This window comes from Exiguobacterium sp. OS-77 (assembly GCF_000414195.2).
In the GTDB taxonomy this organism is placed as follows: domain Bacteria; phylum Bacillota; class Bacilli; order Exiguobacteriales; family Exiguobacteriaceae; genus Exiguobacterium_A; species Exiguobacterium_A indicum.
The window spans coordinates 1,098,859-1,115,806 of record NZ_DF239008.1 but is presented as its reverse complement, the minus strand read 5'-3'; the positions used below and the strand labels follow the sequence as shown (position 1 = coordinate 1,115,806).

General features: G+C 46.5%; 17 protein-coding genes. 3 read left to right on the top strand and 14 right to left on the bottom strand.

Annotated elements, in window-relative coordinates; all coding sequences use genetic code 11:
- Positions 1-8 precede the first annotated feature (8 nt).
- Both EXG77_RS05410 and EXG77_RS05405 read right to left on the bottom strand, forming a co-directional pair.
- Positions 9-266, bottom strand: coding sequence for a YlbG family protein (locus tag EXG77_RS05410; protein WP_023468818.1), 258 nt, complete (start codon positions 264-266; stop codon positions 9-11).
- A gap of 24 nt (positions 267-290) precedes the next feature.
- The gene (locus EXG77_RS05405; protein ID WP_217448912.1) at positions 291-758 is read right to left on the bottom strand and encodes a YlbF family regulator; all 468 of its coding nucleotides are present in this window, start codon (positions 756-758) and stop codon (positions 291-293) included.
- 74 nt (positions 759-832) lie between these two features.
- Between EXG77_RS05405 and EXG77_RS05400 the strand changes: the two genes are divergently transcribed.
- On the top strand, positions 833-1,600 hold the full coding sequence (locus EXG77_RS05400; RefSeq protein WP_231681737.1) for a RimK family alpha-L-glutamate ligase: 768 nt from the start codon (positions 833-835) through the stop codon (positions 1,598-1,600).
- Positions 1,601-1,710: 110 nt separating this feature from the next.
- The gene (locus EXG77_RS05395) at positions 1,711-2,061 is read left to right on the top strand and encodes a YugN family protein (protein WP_023468821.1); all 351 of its coding nucleotides are present in this window, start codon (positions 1,711-1,713) and stop codon (positions 2,059-2,061) included.
- Positions 2,062-2,207: 146 nt separating this feature from the next.
- On the opposite strand, the gene EXG77_RS05390 is transcribed toward EXG77_RS05395, so the two are convergent.
- The 9 genes from EXG77_RS05390 to cyoE all read right to left on the bottom strand — a co-directional run bounded on the left by EXG77_RS05390 (position 2,208) and on the right by cyoE (position 9,501).
- Positions 2,208-2,465 carry a hypothetical protein gene (locus tag EXG77_RS05390; protein ID WP_023468822.1) on the bottom strand — a complete coding sequence of 86 codons (258 nt, stop codon included), beginning with the start codon at positions 2,463-2,465 and terminating at the stop codon, positions 2,208-2,210.
- Positions 2,466-2,471: 6 nt separating this feature from the next.
- A complete protein-coding gene (locus EXG77_RS05385) occupies positions 2,472-3,077 on the bottom strand; it encodes an SCO family protein (RefSeq protein WP_023468823.1) in 606 nt (201 codons plus the stop codon).
- 12 nt (positions 3,078-3,089) lie between these two features.
- Complete coding sequence (locus tag EXG77_RS05380) at positions 3,090-3,551, bottom strand: DUF420 domain-containing protein (RefSeq protein ID WP_023468824.1); 462 nt, start codon at positions 3,549-3,551, stop codon at positions 3,090-3,092.
- Between the two features lie 18 nt (positions 3,552-3,569).
- The gene (gene ctaG / locus EXG77_RS05375) at positions 3,570-4,475 is read right to left on the bottom strand and encodes a cytochrome c oxidase assembly factor CtaG (RefSeq protein WP_023468825.1); all 906 of its coding nucleotides are present in this window, start codon (positions 4,473-4,475) and stop codon (positions 3,570-3,572) included.
- A gap of 131 nt (positions 4,476-4,606) precedes the next feature.
- Positions 4,607-4,936: a cytochrome C oxidase subunit IV family protein gene (locus EXG77_RS05370; RefSeq protein WP_023468826.1), complete on the bottom strand. Its 330-nt coding sequence runs from the start codon at positions 4,934-4,936 to the stop codon at positions 4,607-4,609.
- Between the two features lies 1 nt (position 4,937).
- Positions 4,938-5,567, bottom strand: a complete 630-nt coding sequence (locus tag EXG77_RS05365) for a cytochrome c oxidase subunit 3 (protein WP_023468827.1) — start codon at positions 5,565-5,567, stop codon at positions 4,938-4,940.
- Position 5,568: 1 nt separating this feature from the next.
- A complete protein-coding gene (gene ctaD / locus EXG77_RS05360) occupies positions 5,569-7,437 on the bottom strand; it encodes a cytochrome c oxidase subunit I (RefSeq protein WP_029342162.1) in 1,869 nt (622 codons plus the stop codon).
- Positions 7,438-7,472: 35 nt separating this feature from the next.
- Positions 7,473-8,504 carry a cytochrome c oxidase subunit II gene (gene coxB, locus EXG77_RS05355; RefSeq protein ID WP_081637364.1) on the bottom strand — a complete coding sequence of 344 codons (1,032 nt, stop codon included), beginning with the start codon at positions 8,502-8,504 and terminating at the stop codon, positions 7,473-7,475.
- A gap of 64 nt (positions 8,505-8,568) precedes the next feature.
- Complete coding sequence (cyoE, locus tag EXG77_RS05350) at positions 8,569-9,501, bottom strand: heme o synthase (protein ID WP_023468830.1); 933 nt, start codon at positions 9,499-9,501, stop codon at positions 8,569-8,571.
- A 325-nt stretch (positions 9,502-9,826) separates the two neighbouring features.
- On the opposite strand from cyoE, the gene EXG77_RS05345 reads away from it, so the two are divergent.
- On the top strand, positions 9,827-10,720 hold the full coding sequence (locus EXG77_RS05345; RefSeq protein ID WP_023468831.1) for a heme A synthase: 894 nt from the start codon (positions 9,827-9,829) through the stop codon (positions 10,718-10,720).
- A gap of 47 nt (positions 10,721-10,767) precedes the next feature.
- Here EXG77_RS05345 and EXG77_RS05340 read toward each other — a convergent pair whose 3' ends face one another.
- The 3 genes from EXG77_RS05340 to EXG77_RS05330 form a co-directional block, all read right to left on the bottom strand.
- Complete coding sequence (locus EXG77_RS05340) at positions 10,768-12,123, bottom strand: deoxyribodipyrimidine photo-lyase (RefSeq protein ID WP_035396704.1); 1,356 nt, start codon at positions 12,121-12,123, stop codon at positions 10,768-10,770.
- Between the two features lie 75 nt (positions 12,124-12,198).
- Positions 12,199-15,633 (bottom strand): pyruvate carboxylase, encoded by a 3,435-nt coding sequence (locus EXG77_RS05335; protein WP_035396703.1) that lies wholly within the window; start codon positions 15,631-15,633, stop codon positions 12,199-12,201.
- Positions 15,626-16,897 carry an FtsW/RodA/SpoVE family cell cycle protein gene (locus EXG77_RS05330; RefSeq protein WP_035396702.1) on the bottom strand — a complete coding sequence of 424 codons (1,272 nt, stop codon included), beginning with the start codon at positions 16,895-16,897 and terminating at the stop codon, positions 15,626-15,628. The genes EXG77_RS05335 and EXG77_RS05330 overlap by 8 nt, the downstream gene beginning before the upstream one ends.
- Positions 16,898-16,948: the final 51 nt, after the last annotated feature.

The following is a 16,948-nucleotide window of genomic DNA, read 5'->3' as shown; positions in this document are numbered from 1 at the left end:
TCCATGGATTATGCTTCTTCTGGCATTTTACCTTTTTTGTTCGCGAACGTCTCCGTGATGAACGGTCGTTCTGAACGTTTGATCGATTCGACGAACGGGAGAGTCGAAATGACTTCCATCACCTGTTCATGCTGATCTAAATCGACATACAGATGAACGTATCGTTCACGTTTAGACGTAAAGTAGACGTTCCCGTAACGGCGTAATTGACGGGATGCTTTCATCGCATTGACATAGACGATGAGTCCCACTCGTTCCTTGATCACGCCAGCCTACCCCCTTCACCTTCGTTATCCGCTACAGCTACAGCTGCCACCGGTCGAACAACCTCCAGCGCATCCTTGATCGAAGAAAGGATTTCCCGTCGGTACTTTAATTTGCGGTGATACTTCTCCAGCGAGCTTCAGACTGATTTGTCCGAGTAACGTCTCGAGTTGTTTTTCCGCCTTTTTAAACTGCGCGACTTCCTCTTGTAAATCAAGTCGCCGTTTGACTTCATGGACCCTTTTCGTGATCGTCTGATAGTCAGGATGATACCGTCCGAATCGCTGTACGAGTTCGTAGTCCTCCTTGACTTGATGAAAATCACGAATGACAGCCTGTGCCTCTGTTGACTCTTGCTGTGCTTGTTTCGCACATCTATATGCTTGCCCCGTTTCACTTTGAGCGAGAGATCGAATGAGGTCTTCCGCTGCGTTGATGAGGTCAATCGTCTTATCGGTATATATCACAACGAATCTCCTCCTTAACTTTACCATCTTATCATAACATTTCTCTCCCTCCTAGCCTGTTGAATTGTGTATAATTTGTTCAGAAGGAAGGAATGAACTTTATGCAACTGCTCTCTTTTAATATGTTCCGGACGATTGGAATCAAGACGGAACATGCCAAATCAGATTATCACTTTGATTCCTTGAAAAAAATCGAACAGGCGGATGTCGTCCTGTTCCCGGAATACTGGCAAATCCACTCAATCATCTACGGAATGAAAAAACCGATTTTCCCGTCGGCTGCTACGTTCCACTTAGGTCATGACAAGATCGAGATGACGCGGATTTTTCAAACCGTCATTCCGGATAACATCCCTCGAACCGGCATCTATGGAAAAAATGAATTCACCGTCGAACGTGTCTTACGTGAATTTTCGTTTCCGTTCGTTGCGAAGACAGTCCGTAGCTCCATGGGACAAGGTGTCCATCTCATCAAAAATGAAACAGACTGGAAGAAATACACGGATACACACGAGACGTTCTACATTCAGGAGTACATTCCGAATGAGAAGGACTTACGTGTCGTCGTCGTCGGCGATCAAGTTCTTGCTGCGTACTGGCGCGTCGGTGGTGCTCAGTTCTTAAATAACGTCGCTCAAGGTGGTGTCCTTGATTTTGATGATGTGCCACAAGGAGCGATCGACTTCGTGCTCGCTCTCGCGAAACAGCTCGATATCGATCACGCTGGTTTTGATCTCATCATCCGTGACGGACAGTGGTACGTTCTTGAGTTCAATGTCTTCTTCGGTGGGGAAGGTCTCAATCACCTTGGTATCCACGCACCGGATACGATTCTTGAATATGTCGAACGAAAATATGGAAGTTCATGAATTCTTCAAAATGACTTCACATCTTTTACGTCATCGTTTCATTCATTATGGTATGATAGTTTGGAAAGACTAGTATCTACTAGCAAACTGGGGTATAGGGGGATTCAAACATGAAGTTTGAACAATATGGCATCGAAGGCAAGGAACTGAAGTTCGGTCTTCTCGAAACAATCATGGAACATCACCGCTTCGTTCGTGAAGGACAGTGGGATTACGAACGCGCGATGTACGACATGAAATATGAAAAACAATCAACAGGTGAAGTATTCTACCTGCGTGTTCCTGTCTATGCGATCCAAGGCGAGATTGAAGACCGCCATGCTGTCGTTCGTATGATGACACCACTTCTCGGTAAACACTACTATCCACACGGTGTCGAGTATGATGAGACGTTCCCTCCGGAAATCGTCAAAGACTGCGAACGTCGTTTAGCAGCATTGCTCGAAACACTCGAAAAATAAGATCCACACGTAGAGGTTCCAATGAGGAGCCTCTATTTTTTTGTTTTTCATGCCAAACAAAAAAGCTAACGACCTCGCATCATCCACGAAATCATTAGCTGTTCTGTCCACCTGATTGTTATTCTTTAATACACGCGAAATCGCTTTTAACGCGCGACGAATTGTACATAAGATACGACATCGTCTCCGAGCTGAATCCCAAGCTGCTCGCGTACATGAAGATAAAGTGCGTGAAGTGACGTTGCCGGTGCATTGACCTTTACGCTAAATGCAATCTCTTCCCGGTCCATCCGTTTGATCCGGGAGTGATGGATTCCATAATCCTCGATCGCACAAGCAAGTAATTCCTCGATGGCTTGAATAGAGACGGTAACATCTCCTTGCATGTACTCTTCATAAGTCATCTACCTTCACTCCTTTGCTAATTGTGTGACCGAAGACATGACCTCTTCTAAGTCGACCGGTTCATCCGGTGTCTTCGCCATAGACGAAATCGCCCGTACTTTATTCTCACGGTCCAAAATGAACATTTGTGTTCCGTGTGTCACCAAGCCGCTCTCAGCCTTCGAGTAATAGAAATTCAACTGACGTGTCAAACGATCGATGACGACTGGATCTCCCGTCAATACTCTCCACCCTTTGGCATCTGCTTCAAAGTTCGAAGCATACTTTTTCAAGACTTTCGGTGTATCCACTTTTGGATCAACCGTCACTGCGACGAGTTCGACGTCACTTCCGTACAATTCTTCGCTCCGAAGCTTCTTCTCAAGCTTACGGTAATCATTTAACGTCAACGGACAAATATCAGGACAGTTCGAGTAGAAGAACGTCAACACTTTGACTTTTCCGTCTTCCGAATTGAATGATTTTCCGTCTACGGCATTCGTTAATTCAAATGGTGTCGGTTCAGCGATGACAGGTAACTTTTCTTTCATGAAGAAATAATAATATCCCCCGGCTGCCGCAACTAAGATAAGGACGACGGCAGCGACCGTCAAGTAACTATTCTTTTTCAAGTTGGCTCCCCCTTAATGACTCCAGATCGCCCGGAATACGTTCGTCGTCTCACCTGGATCGTAGACGACATATAGTAAGCAATACACGATCACACCAGTAATGGCTGTCAAAAACCAAACGATTGAGGCCACCGGTCCGATTTTACGGTGACGTGCAAAGTTCTTCTTATACGCGTGATAGAGTGCCATCAAACCGAGCACCCCACCAGATGTCGCAAGAAGGATGTGGAAGATCAAGAATCCTGTGTAGTAGGCTTTGACGGACTCTGGACCGCCAAAGGCTGTGTTACCGAGCAGAATCGTCCGCAAGGCATACATGATGAAGAATAATAAAGCGAGTGCAGCTGCAATCGTCATCACGGTTTGGTGAGCTTTCATGTTACGACGCGTTTGGGCGATTAAAAACCAGCCAATCGCTACGAAAATCGCACTGATGACAATCAGCGACACACAAATCAACGGCAAATAACTCATGTTCCAACTTCCTCCAATTTAATCCGCTTTTGGTGTGAAGGACATGCCTTCATCCACGGCAGTACTTTTTGAACGGCGCACCCATGTAAAGAAGGTCAGTCCGAAGAATAGACCATACACGAGTTCTTGACCGAGCTTCATGAGGACACCACCAAAGCGTTGGTCCTCTAATAAGTCATCTGTCGTTCCGAGCAATCGTTCCAGGTTCAATCCGCTTAAATCATTGTTCGGCATACAGTAAGCGAGTACTTTCGCGAACGTAGCTGGATCCTGATACGCTTGATACTGAAAACTTTGACTGAAGATCATGAAGGCACAGGCTGGTGTCAACAACACACCATTCGCTACGATGTAGACCATCTTCTTCAGGTCAGAAAGGCTGTCCGCCTCATTGACCGGTGCAATGATCGGATACCACATCGTCATACTCAAGAAAATCAATGTTCCGTGGAACAGACGGTGAACGGTATAGTTCGTCAAGACATAATCAAAAATAAATGGCATGTGATAGAACGTAAACAAGGCATTAAAGACGACAAGTGCAATCAACGGCTTGATGAAGAAGCGAAGAATTCTTCCAAGATACGGTGTATCGAACAAGCGCTTATAAAGCCACTCTGGTATCGCAATCAACAAGAGCGGCGGTGCGACCATATAGACGAATACCATCTGCAGCATATGTGCTGAGAACGTGATATGTGCTAGCAGGTCTAACGGACTTCCAAAACCGATGTAAAAAACGATCAATGCCGCGAGCATCGAAAACTTTTGCCCAAGCGTTGTTTCCGGCTCATCCGGACGACGCAACTTTTCTGTCACGACAGCATATAGGATATACAATCCAACGAGTATCAACGCATAATACGGACTCCATAAGACAGTCCATTCGAATTGCGAAAGTGCTCCCCTTAAATTGCCTAACATATTTTTTCACCCCGTTCCTTTCTCTTACAAACTAAGATTACCGTTCCCCTATTTCATTGTAAAGGTTTCTCATAAAACGATTCCAAAATAAAAGACCATCCTGCTAAACGTTAGCAGAATGGTCACATTTCTTACCAGATCAACAGACGAAGCGTCGCAACGATCGTCAAGGCGACGAATACACCGAGACCCATCATGACTTTGATCCATGTGTTGCCTTTGTTGTTCATATGCATGAACATGTAAAGCTGCAGGTAAACCTGAACGATTGCCATGATGATCAAGAAACCACCAGCTGCCCAGTGCGGCATGAGATCAGCCATGACAGCACCGAAAGCGATGAGCGTCAAGAAAATCATGAGTGCGAAACTGATGAGTTGCAGTTGTGTCTCACGACCACGTTCTGCTTTCATCTCAAGCTCGATTTGATTGCGCGTAAGTTGCGGTTCGTGTTTTTCCATCTTATTTCACCATCCCCATGAGGTAGACGACTGAGAAGATAAAGACCCAGACGACGTCAATGAAGTGCCAGTAAAGACTTGAAACATAGTACTTCGGCGCATTCACGACCGTGATGCCACGGTTCCAGTTCCGGATGAGCAATGTCGAGATCCAGAGAAGACCGAACAAGACGTGCGCACCGTGGAATCCGACAAGAGTGTAGAAGGCAGAACCAAATGCACTCGACGTGAACGTATGACCGATGTGGTAGTAGTGATTAAACTCATAAATCTCACCACTTAAGAATCCAAGACCGAGAAGCAATGTGATGATGAGCCAAAGCTTCATCTTTTTCACATCATTACGTTTCATTGCCATCATTGCAAGAACGCTTGTTAATGAACTCGTCAAGAGAAGCATCGTCATGATGAAGACGAGACCCATTTCAAAGATGTCATAACTGCGTAATCCTTCTTTTGCACCGGAGTTATGGAGACCGATGTATGTCCCGAAGAGAGAGGCGAACAAAGTCGTCTCTCCTCCAAGGAAGAACCAGAAGGCTACATATTTATTCTTACCCTCAAGTGTCGCTTTTTCAACATGATCCGGAATACCCGTGATCGGGTTATTCGGTACTGAATGATGACCCATCTTACTTCGCCTCCTTTTCTGCTTCAAGGCGTAGATCTTCTTCGACGACTGATTTCGGGATGTAGTATCCTTCATCGTCAATCCAAGAACGGAAGAACATCGCGATCAATGTCATCGCAAGACCAATCAAGGCAACGACGAGACCAACAGTTCCATAGTCTAGGCGAAGAATAAATCCGAGACCTGCAAGGAATAGACCGACTGACATGACGAATGGCAAGATCGTGTTATTCGGCATGTGGATATCGCCGACTTCTTCCGATACAGAAACTGTTTTGTTTCCTGCCATTTTTTCGAGCCAATACGTATCCAAACCTTTGACGAGTGGGATTTGAGCGAAGTTATACTCTGGAGTTGGAACTGGAAGTGTCCACTCAAGTGTACGTCCATCTCCCCAGACGTCGCGTTTTACATATTCTTTTGACATCAATGCTGCTGCAATCGAAATGACGAGAACGATCGTCGACACACCCATGAAGGCTGCCCCAATTGATGAAAGTAAGTTCATTGTTTCCCAGCCTTGGTTTGGCAAGTACGTGAAGACACGACGTGGCATACCTGTAAGACCAAGAATATGTTGCGGGAAGAACGTCAAGTGGAAGCCGATGAAGAACAACCAGAATTGAATTTTTCCCCAGAATTCGTTGAGCTGTTTCCCGAACATGAGTGGGAACCAGTAGTAAAGACCTGCGAAGAGACCGAAGACAACCCCACCAACGATAACGTAGTGGAAGTGAGCTACTACGAAGTAACTGTCATGGTACTGGTAATCGGCAGGTGCAACAGAAAGCATAACCCCTGTCATACCACCAACAAGGAATGATGGAATGAACGCGACCGAGTAAAGCATTGCGACTGGGAACGTCAACTTACCGCCCCATAGCGTAAAGAGCCAGTTGAAGATCTTGACCCCTGTCGGTACAGCAATCGCCATCGTAGCTACGGCGAAGATCGCGTTTGCGACTGGACCGAGACCAACTGTGAACATGTGGTGGACCCAAACCATGAATCCGAGGAACCCGATCAACATCGTCGCAAAGACCATCGTCGTGTAACCGAAGAGACGCTTACGAGCAAATGTAGGAATGATTTCAGAGAAAATACCGAATGCCGGTAAGATCAAGATATAAACTTCCGGGTGACCGAAGATCCAGAAGAGGTGTTCCCAGATGACGATGTTCCCGCCCGCTGCCGGGTCGAAGAAATGCGCTCCGAAGAGTCGCTCGAACGTCAAGAGGAACAATCCAACCGTAAGTGGTGGGAATGCGAAAACGATCAAGGCAGAAGCAACGAATGCTGTCCATGTGAAGAGCGGCATCCGCATCAGTTTCATACCTGGTGCACGCATGTTCAAAATCGTAACGAGGAAGTTAATCCCCCCCATAAGTGTACCGAAACCAGAAATCTGAAGACCCAACGCGTAGAAGTCTACACCGAGAGACTCAGGTACCGTCGAGAGTGGTGCGTATGCAGTCCACCCTGCGTTCGGTGCAGCGCCGAAGAACCAAGAAAGGTTCAACAAGACTCCACCGAAGAAGAACAACCAGAAACCAAGTGCATTCAAGAATGGGAACGCAACGTCACGTGCCCCGATTTGAAGCGGTACTGCTGCGTTCATGTATCCGATCAACATCGGCATCGCTGCCAAGAAGATCATCGTCGTACCGTGCATCGTGATCAATTGGTTAAAGAGTTCACCGCTGACGAAATCGTTCATCGGTTTAATCAATTGAAAACGAATCATTAGGGCTTCTACGCCACCGACTAGAAGGAAGAACAATCCAGACATGATGTAGAGAATCCCGATTTTCTTATGGTCGACTGTCGTTAGCCAGTCCATGATGCCGCTTTTTTTCTGCGGCATACCCATAGTATGTGTCCCCACTATGATTCCCCCTTAAAAAATTATTGGAGCTTTTTGTCCAATAGATAATCTGCCAATTCGCTCAATTCTTCATCGCTGATCTGATCTTCAGAGAATCCAGGCATTTTCGTACCTTGCTTCTCTTTTTGAGGATCGCGAATCCATTTTTCGAGGTTTTCTTTATCATGGTCGAGGTAACCCGCGATACGTTGACGATCACCGAAGTTCGTCAAGCTAGGTGCGACTTTCCCGCCACCATGACAGCTGAGACAGTTCTGGGCATAGACTTTCTCGCCAGTCGTCCAGTTCTTTTCATTCTTTTTATCAAGCTGCTTCGTCTCTGCTTCTTTCGCAGCTTTCATATCTTTCAACCAGTTGTCGTAGTCGTCTTGTTCAAGTGCAACGACTTTGAAGTCCATCAATGCGTGAGAAGGACCACACAACTCGGCACATTTACCGTAGTAAGTGCCTGCTTCTTTTGCTTGTAACCACATTTCGTTCTCAAGACCTGGGTTCGTATCTGTTTTACCAGAAAGAGCTGGTACCCAGAACGAGTGAATGACGTCTTTAGACGTCAAGTTAACAGCAACACGTTTACCGACTGGGATGACAAGTTCTTGTCCTGTCGAAACACCTTTGTCTGGGTATTCGAACTCCCACCAGTAGAGGTTTGCTGTAACGTTGATTTGTTCGTTTTTCTTCGCTTCTTTTGCATCTGCGAGTTCAACCGTTGTTTTGATCGTCGGAATTGCAAGAACGATCAAAAGAAGAATCGGAATGACTGTCCAGATGATTTCAAGCGTATGGTTCCCTTCGACTTGCTTCGGAACCGTGTTATCACCTGATTTACGACGGAATTTCATAAGTACGTAAATATAAATGACGGCTACGATCGCAAGGACGAACAACATGACCCACAAGCTAAGCTTGATGATCTCAAGTTGCATCTCAGCGCCTTCTCCGCGAGGCTGTAGCGCAGACAATTCCGGAATTCCACAACCTGATAACATGAGTGCCATCAAGCCGATTGGAAGAAGCCGGAAGAGCATTTTTACTGATTTTTTCACAACCATCCCCACTTTCTTTGTCCCCAATTTTGTCTTTCGTAATGGTGTACGTGAATTATGTCAAATCGTTTTAGAGAGAAACGAGTACGACCGTCACGATCCAAGCCGTGAAATAAAACAGTGAGAAGAAGAACATCTTCGACGCCCATTTGATTTCGGCTTGTTCATCTTGGATCTTCAGACCTTTCAGTCCCATATAGAGCCAATATCCACCGAGCAATGCCATGACGATCATGTAGATGATGCCATAGTGTGCTAAGAGGAGTGATGATGGAATGAGTACTGCAATCCACCATACAATTTGTCGTTTCGTGATCGCGAATCCGTTTACGACAGGTAACATCGGGATACCTGCTGCCCGATACTCCTCTGTCCGTCGCATCGCGAGTGCAAGGAAATGTGGTGGTTGCCACACGAACATGATGAGGAATAAAATCCACGCATCAATGTGAAGCGTCGGAGTGACTGCCGCAAATCCAATGATTGGTGGCACAGCTCCTGATATACCACCTACGACTGTATTGATCGTGTGCGTCCGCTTTAACCACATCGTATAAATCACGACGTAAACGAATGATCCGATCAATCCGAACACTGCCGCCACATGGTTGACGATCAACAACAATACCGTACCGGTCGCAAGAATACCGAGTCCTAGTGCGAGTATCCGCTGTCCATCCATCTTCCCAGTAACGCTTGGTCTTCCCATCGTCCGTTCCATCTTGTAATCGATGTCCCGGTCAATGTAGTTATTGAGGTAGCAACTTCCGGCAATGACCAATCCACTCCCGAGAAGCGTCCACAGTAACATCCACTTGGTTTGCCACAAGTACAACAGGACATCATCCGTTATGTACGATGCTGCTACGACATACCCCGCGAAGACCGTAATCAGATTGGCACGAACAATCCCCATTTTTGCTAGGGTAATATAGTCCTTGAATGTCGGCTGATCTGCTTGCTCGATCGCCATATCCAGTGCCTCTCCAGTAACTTTCGCCATGCTGTTCCCTCCTTTTCACCGTCTGCTTCCGTTTAGCACCTAAGCTTCACGTAATTTCTTCACAGAAATAACACAGACATGCCACGAAACGCCCTTTTCTCTATAAAAGATACCACATATCGAGGACCGTGACGTATGAAAATACTTTCGACATAATGAACAAAATGTGAAATCTATGTGATTTTCATCACAGTTCACCATATTTACCTAATACTAGAATAGCGTTGTTCTAAAAGATTGCAACCCTTTCAGTACTTTTTATGCGATACTAGACCTATGGAAATCCATGTATTTCGTATTTTTTTAGAAAGGTGGTGTCCAAATCTTGAATCGAAAACTTTCGATGTTTTCAGCCTTCGTCACGTTTACGATGATGATCGTCTTACTGATGGGTGGGACAGTCACAAAAACGGATTCGGGAGATGGTTGCGGAACGGATTGGCCACTCTGTCACGGGGAACTCATTCCGACGAACCCAAGTGTTGAAACGATGATTGAATATAGTCACCGCGCTGTGACTGGAGTCGTTGGACTCTTAATCATCGCCTTATGTCTCTGGACGCTCGTTGCCTTCAAGGATCGATTAGATACGAAGATCTTTGCGTTTCTTGCTTTCATCTTCATGTTGATTCAATCGATCGTCGGTGCTGGAGCAGTCGTTTGGCAACAATCAGACCTCGTCATGGCGTTACATTTCGGAATCTCTTTGATTTCCTTTGCTTCGCTATTGATTTTGACACTGTTGATCATGGAGCGTCCGGGTCAGGAATTCAGGGAATCTGTCCCAGCATTCTTACGGAAGCTCTTGTACGGTCTACTCATCTATACGCTGATCGTCGTTTATACGGGTGCTTACGTACGCCACGTCGGGGCTACATATGCTTGCGTTGGTTGGCCTGTCTGTTCTCAACCTTCCATGACGTTCGAAGCGTGGGTGCAGATGATTCACCGAATCATGGCAGGATTACTGTTCCTGTTCACCTTATTCGTCCATGTCGTTGCGATTCGCTTAAAGCATCGGACGACAACGATTGGTATGGCGTTCGCGACGTTCTTCATCTCGTGCCAAGTCGCCACTGGGGCTTGGATCGTTCTTGGTGGACATGCAACGTATGTGCCGTTACTCCACGCCTTCTTGATCACATGTTACTTCGGGGTCTTATCTTACTTGACGTACCATGCATTCCGAACGCGTAAGGCAAATAGTCGTCTTCAATAAGGTCGTAAAAAAAGGATGTTCCTCACTTGAGGGACATCCTTTTTTCATTATTTGAATCGAGCAATCGCACGCTTTCGCGCTTCGTCATGTGCGACGATTGGTTCTGGATAGCCATAATCCTTGCGTTGTTCAGCAGTCGGTTCATGAATATACTGCTTTGATAAATCCTTGATTTCCGTGACATACTTTCGAATGAACGCTCCATCCTTATCGAACTTCTTCGATTGAGTCGTCGGATTGAAGACGCGGAAGTACGGGACGGCATCCGTTCCGACTGATGCTGCCCATTGCCAACCCCCGATGTTTGATGCCGCTTCATAATCAACGAGTTTCTGCTGGAAATATCGTTCGCCTTTCTGCCAATCGACCAACAAGTCTTTTGTCAGGAAAGAAGCGACGATCATCCGTAGACGATTATGCATCCACCCCGTTTGATTCAATTGCCGCATCGCTGCATCAACGATCGGATAGCCCGTCTTGCCTTCACACCACGCCTTGAAGCCCTCTTCATCTTCTTCCCATTCGATTTCCCGATATTGCGTATTGACGGCTTGTCGTTTTGATTCCGGGAAATGCATTAAAATCATGTAATAGAATTCACGCCAGATGAGTTCGGTGATGAAGGTCTGTTTCCCTTTTGATTCTTTTGCCTCCTGAACAGCCGCATAGACGGTCCGGATGCCGACTTCTCCAGTCCGTAAATAGCGAGAAAGTAAACTCGTACCGTCGACAGCAGGAAAATCACGGTACTCTTCGTAATCTTCAAGCGATTGTTCGATGAATTTCTTCAAGCGTTGTTTCGCCTGCTTTTCACCTGGATAGAAGACAGCTTCCGACTCTGCCTTTTTAAAATAAGCGTTGATGAAACTATTATCGTGCTGACGCTTTTGATAATGATCCCGCAGCGTTTGCCATTTGACTTCGTATGGTGCAGGAATGTCTTTTTTCATGAATGCATTCTTATATGGCGTGAATACTTTATAGAACTTTCCATCTTGCTTTTTAATGTCATGTGGATGAAGAAGATGCCGGTCTAGTAGTCGCTCCGTCTGACGATCTTTACGCTTTTTAATGATTTTTTCATCTCGCGTCTTAAATGGTTCGACATATTCCGCATTAAATAACAAAACGTCCGCATCACCGGTTGCGTCTAAGAAAGCCTGTTCATCGCCTTCGATGAAACGGATTGGCATCCCTTTCTCTTTGCAGGCATCAGAAAACATCTCGAGCGCTTGGAAGAAATATTGTTGCCGTGCTTCATATTCTCCGATGTAATCCGGATTGAGCCAAAAGACGAACTCGACCGTCGCCTTCGGATTTTCATTTAGTAATTCAACAGCACGTGCCAACATGTGGTTATCTTGTAATCGAAAATCACTTCGTACCCAACAAATAATGTTCAATCGTATCCTCTCCCACTACGTATTGAATGAAAAACAGGCAGCCCGCCGAGCGTGCGCCTGTTTTTCGTTGTGACCTTATACGAATTCAATTAGTAAGTCTTGACTCGCGATGGCTTCGCCTTCCTTGACGTGGACGGCTTTGATTTCACCGTCTTCCGGTGCTTGGATCGTCGTTTCCATCTTCATCGCTTCCGTGACGAGGAGTTGCTCTCCTTTACGGACACGTGTACCCGTCTCGACGAGTACCTTCAGCACGCTACCCGGCATTGAGGCACCGATTTGTTTCGCATTGCTTCGATCTGCTTTTGGACGACTTGATGAACTTTCCTTGATACTGATGTCTTTGACTTCGACTTCACGAGGCACGCCGTTCATCTCGTAATAGATCGTCCGCATACCATGATCGTCTGGCTGACCGATTTGAATCAACTTAAGGTAGAGTGTCTTGCCTCGTTCGATTTCAACCTCGATCGTCTCCCCTAGACGCATTCCATGGAAGAACGTATTCGTATCAAGAACAGAGATATCGCCATATCGCGCGACATACGAACTGTAGTCCATGAAGACTTTTGGATAGAGCGCGTAAGCGAGTGCATCAAATTCTGTAACGGGACGTTCAAGTTTTTCGAACAACTCATGTTTGATCGCATCAAAATTGAGTGGTTCCATCATCTTACCTGGACGTTCTGTCAGCGGAGCAGCTCCCTTGAGAATAGCCTGTTGAACGTCTTGCGGGAAACCATCTGGTGGTGTTCCGAGCTCCCCTTTCATCAGTTCGACGACTGAATCCGGGAAATCAAGTCCACTTGCACGGTGCAAGACATCCTCTTCTGTCAGATGATGTTGAACCATGAAGAGTGCCATGTCTCCAACGACTTTTGACGATGGTGTGACTTTGACGATATCGCCAAACAGCATATTGACACGCGCATACATCTCTTTGACTTCAGACCAACGATCCGCAAGTCCAACCGCTTTTGCTTGTTGCTGTAAGTTCGAATACTGTCCACCCGGCATCTCATGGTCGTAGACCGTTGGATTCGGTGCGATCATATCGAGTTCGAATGCTTGATACAGATGACGCACGTCCTGCCAATAATCCGAAATCTGTTCAAACTTCTGTGCTGATACGAGCGGTTGACGTGGATGACCACTTAAGGCATGAATCAAGCTACCACCCGCTGGCTGACTCGTCAGTCCCGACATGCTTGATGCCGCGACGTCTACGACGTCGACACCTGCATCAATCGCACGCGCATACGTATAAATCCCGTTCCCACTCGCATCGTGTGTATGGAGATGGATTGGTAGCGATACCGCATCTTTAAGTGCTGATACGAGCGCGTAGGCTGCCTCCGGTTTCAAGAGACCCGCCATATCCTTAATGGCAATGATATGAGCGCCGCTTTCTTCCAGTTGTTTCGCCAGATTGACGTAATACGGCAGGTGATATTTCGGTCGATTCGCATCGAATAAATCCCCTGTATAACAGACAGCTGCTTCCGCGATTTTACCTGTCGGCAAGACCGCATCGATGGCAAGTTGAATCGACTCCGGGTTATTCAAGCTATCGAAGATTCGGAAGACGTCGACTCCTGCCTGCGCCGCTTCCTTGACGAACGTGTGAATGACATTGTCCGGATAGTTTTTGTAACCAACGCCGTTCGCACCACGAAGCAACATTTGAATGAGGACGTTCGGCATCTTTTCACGTAATTTCATCAGACGAACCCATGGATCCTCCGATAAGAATCGGTAGGCGACATCAAATGTCGCGCCTCCCCATGCTTCGACAGAGAACAGTTCAGGTAGCAGTTTCGCTTCCGCCTCTGCAATCGCAACGAGATCCTTCGTCCGCATCCGCGTCGCAAGGAGCGACTGATGGGCATCACGGAATGTCGTATCTGTCAATAAAACGTTCTCCTGAGCTGCCAACCATTTTGCGACGGCTTCTGGACCTTCCGCATCGAGAATCGCTTTTGCACCTGGTGTATAGTCTGTCGGGAGATTTTTCGGAATCCGGACGTCACGCGCAAGCGGCTTGTCCAATTTTCCGATTCCCGGGAATCCATTGACGGAAACCTCTCCGATGTACGTCAAAAGTTTCGTTCCTCGGTCTTGACGTTTCGGGAAGATGAATAATTCTTGTGTATCATCAATGAAAGATGTATTGTAATCCCCGCTGACGAACGCATGGTGCTTCAAGACGTTGCTTAAGAATGGGATATTCGTCTTGATCCCACGGATTCGGAACTCACTTAAGTTTCGACGCATTTTCGCGACGGCTTGGTCGTATGTCAAACCATGCGTCGAGATTTTAACGAGCAGTGAGTCATAATATGGTGAGATTTCCGCTCCGACATAAGCATTCCCACCATCGAGACGTACACCAAAACCGCCTGGTGAACGATAGGCTTTAATTTTCCCTGTATCCGGCAAGAAACCGTTCTCCGGATCTTCTGACGTGATTCGGCTTTGGATCGCAAAACCAAGCATCTTAATGTCTTCTTGTTGCGGAATACCAACGAGGTCGCTATGTAACGATTCGCCTTCAGCAACACGGATTTGTGTCTGGACGATATCTACGCCCGTGATCATCTCCGTAATCGTGTGCTCGACTTGGACACGTGGGTTGACCTCGATGAAATAGAAAGATTCATCTTGTGTCACGAGGAATTCGACCGTTCCTGCATTTTCGTATCCGACATGTTTCATCAACGTGACGGCTGCGTCACAAATTTTTTGTCGACCTTCGTCTGAAAGTGTCACACATGGCGCCACTTCGACGACTTTTTGGTGACGACGTTGCACGGAACAATCACGTTCAAACAGGTGAATGATGTTTCCATGGGCGTCGCCGATGATTTGGACTTCAATATGTTTTGGGCGTTCAATCAATTTTTCAACGTAAATCTCATCCGAACCGAATGCCTTCAGGGCTTCTGATTTCGCACGTTCAATCATGTCTGGAAGCTCTTCTTCTGTCCGGACGACACGCATACCGCGTCCACCACCGCCAAGCGATGCCTTGACCATGAGTGGATAGCCTGCTTCCTTTGCGAACGCATATGCTTCATCAATGGATGAGATCGGACCATCCGTTCCCGGAATGACAGGAAGACCGGCTTCAATCGCTGTCGTCCGTGCCCGTACTTTATCCCCGAACTTATAGAGATGTTCTTCTTGCGGTCCGATGAAGATGATTCCTTCTTCACGGCAACGTTTGGCTAGCTCAATATTCTCAGAGAGGAATCCATAACCAGGATGGATCGCATCACATTCAGCTTTTTTCGCTGTTGCAATGATATCTTCAATATCGAGATAAGCTTCGATCGGTTTTTTCCCTTCTCCAATCCGGTACGCTTCATCGGCTTTATAGCGATGAAGAGAACCCATATCCTCTCGCGAATAAATGGCAACGGTACGAATACCGAGTTCTGTCGCTGCACGGAAAACGCGAATCGCGATCTCCCCGCGGTTTGCTACGAGAATCTTCTGGATTTTAGTCAACTGATGCTCCCCCTTTAGTTAATGAGCTTGTGGCACTCATCGAACGTGCAGTCCGCACTTCTTTCTGATATGCCACTCGATATTTGTTTTGCATGGAAATGTTCGCCATTACACCAAGCATCGTACTCATGACGAGTAACGATGACCCACCGTAACTGATGAATGGCAAGGTGACGCCGGTTCCTGGAAAGAGACCAGACATCGCCGCGATATTGATACATGTCTGAATGAAGATAATACCTGAAATCCCAAGCGCAAGCATACTCGAATAAATAGAAACACACCGGTTAGCGATAATCGCCCCTTGAATCATCAAGTAGAACAGTAGACCAAGCACGACGAGGACACCGACGAATCCAAGTTCCTCCGAGATGATCGACATGATGTAGTCAGTTTCAGGTTCAGGCAAATAACCATACTTCTGAAAGCTATTCCCGAGACCTACTCCGAATAATCCCCCGTGTGCAATCGATATGACGGAGTTGATGAGCTGATATCCCTTACCTTCTGCGTCAAGGAAGGGATTCAAACTTGCCTGAATCCGTTGCATCTGATTATCCGAAAAGTTGTTCCAGGCATACATGAAGATGATTGGTACGGTGACGACACATAACATGATGTAACCACTCGGTAATCCAACTGCGAATAAAATCATCGCCGTGATGAGCAACAGAATGAACAATCCGCCGTCATCCGGTTGCATGCGAATGATGATTGCGTATGGTGCCAGTAACACAACCATCGGAATCAAAATCCAGTCCGAGAAACTAAGTAAAATTCTTCGGCCTGGAGACGTCGCTTTGATTTGACGATGGATGAAGTGGTGGACGATCCCAATCACGCCGTCCATCTTCCCTTTGTGCTTTTGATCAAAATAACTCGCAAGTCCGACGACGAGGACGAATTTACAGAGCTCGATCGGTTGAATCAAGAAGATACCGAAGTTCAGCCATGCACGAGCACCATTGAGTGGAGCCGAAAACAACGTTGCCATCAACATCAACCATGTAATCGCGTACAAGAGTAAGCGAATAACCGGTCCACGGAACACCTCATGATTTACTTGCGAAACGAAAAGGAACAAGGCGATCGCCATCGCATCAAACATCAACTGCTTCTCAAAGAAGGACGTATTCGCATAATCCCCACCGTTCCACACGCTCGCACTATAGACCATGACCGTACTGATCGCCATGAGGATGAGCATCGTAAAGAAGAGACCATAGTCAAAAAATGCTCGTTTTTCTTTAAACTTCGCTAACATATGTACACGTCCTTTTTTCATTTTCTAAAAAAAAATACCCAAACGCCGCAT

Bases quoted from the DNA above. Each gene is read 5' to 3' on its own strand.
- EXG77_RS05405 (WP_217448912.1), bottom strand. From the start codon at position 758: ATGGTAAAGTTAAGGAGGAGATTCGTTGTGATATATACCGATAAGACG.
- EXG77_RS05400 (WP_231681737.1), top strand. From the start codon at position 833: ATGCAACTGCTCTCTTTTAATATGTTCCGGACGATTGGAATCAAGACG.
- EXG77_RS05395 (WP_023468821.1), top strand. From the start codon at position 1,711: ATGAAGTTTGAACAATATGGCATCGAAGGCAAGGAACTGAAGTTCGGT.
- EXG77_RS05390 (WP_023468822.1), bottom strand. From the start codon at position 2,465: ATGACTTATGAAGAGTACATGCAAGGAGATGTTACCGTCTCTATTCAA.
- EXG77_RS05380 (WP_023468824.1), bottom strand. From the start codon at position 3,551: ATGAGTTATTTGCCGTTGATTTGTGTGTCGCTGATTGTCATCAGTGCG.
- ctaG (WP_023468825.1), bottom strand. From the start codon at position 4,475: ATGTTAGGCAATTTAAGGGGAGCACTTTCGCAATTCGAATGGACTGTC.
- EXG77_RS05370 (WP_023468826.1), bottom strand. From the start codon at position 4,936: ATGGAAAAACACGAACCGCAACTTACGCGCAATCAAATCGAGCTTGAG.
- EXG77_RS05365 (WP_023468827.1), bottom strand. From the start codon at position 5,567: ATGGGTCATCATTCAGTACCGAATAACCCGATCACGGGTATTCCGGAT.
- ctaD (WP_029342162.1), bottom strand. From the start codon at position 7,437: ATGGGTATGCCGCAGAAAAAAAGCGGCATCATGGACTGGCTAACGACA.
- coxB (WP_081637364.1), bottom strand. From the start codon at position 8,504: ATGGTTGTGAAAAAATCAGTAAAAATGCTCTTCCGGCTTCTTCCAATC.
- cyoE (WP_023468830.1), bottom strand. From the start codon at position 9,501: ATGGCGAAAGTTACTGGAGAGGCACTGGATATGGCGATCGAGCAAGCA.
- EXG77_RS05330 (WP_035396702.1), bottom strand. From the start codon at position 16,897: ATGTTAGCGAAGTTTAAAGAAAAACGAGCATTTTTTGACTATGGTCTC.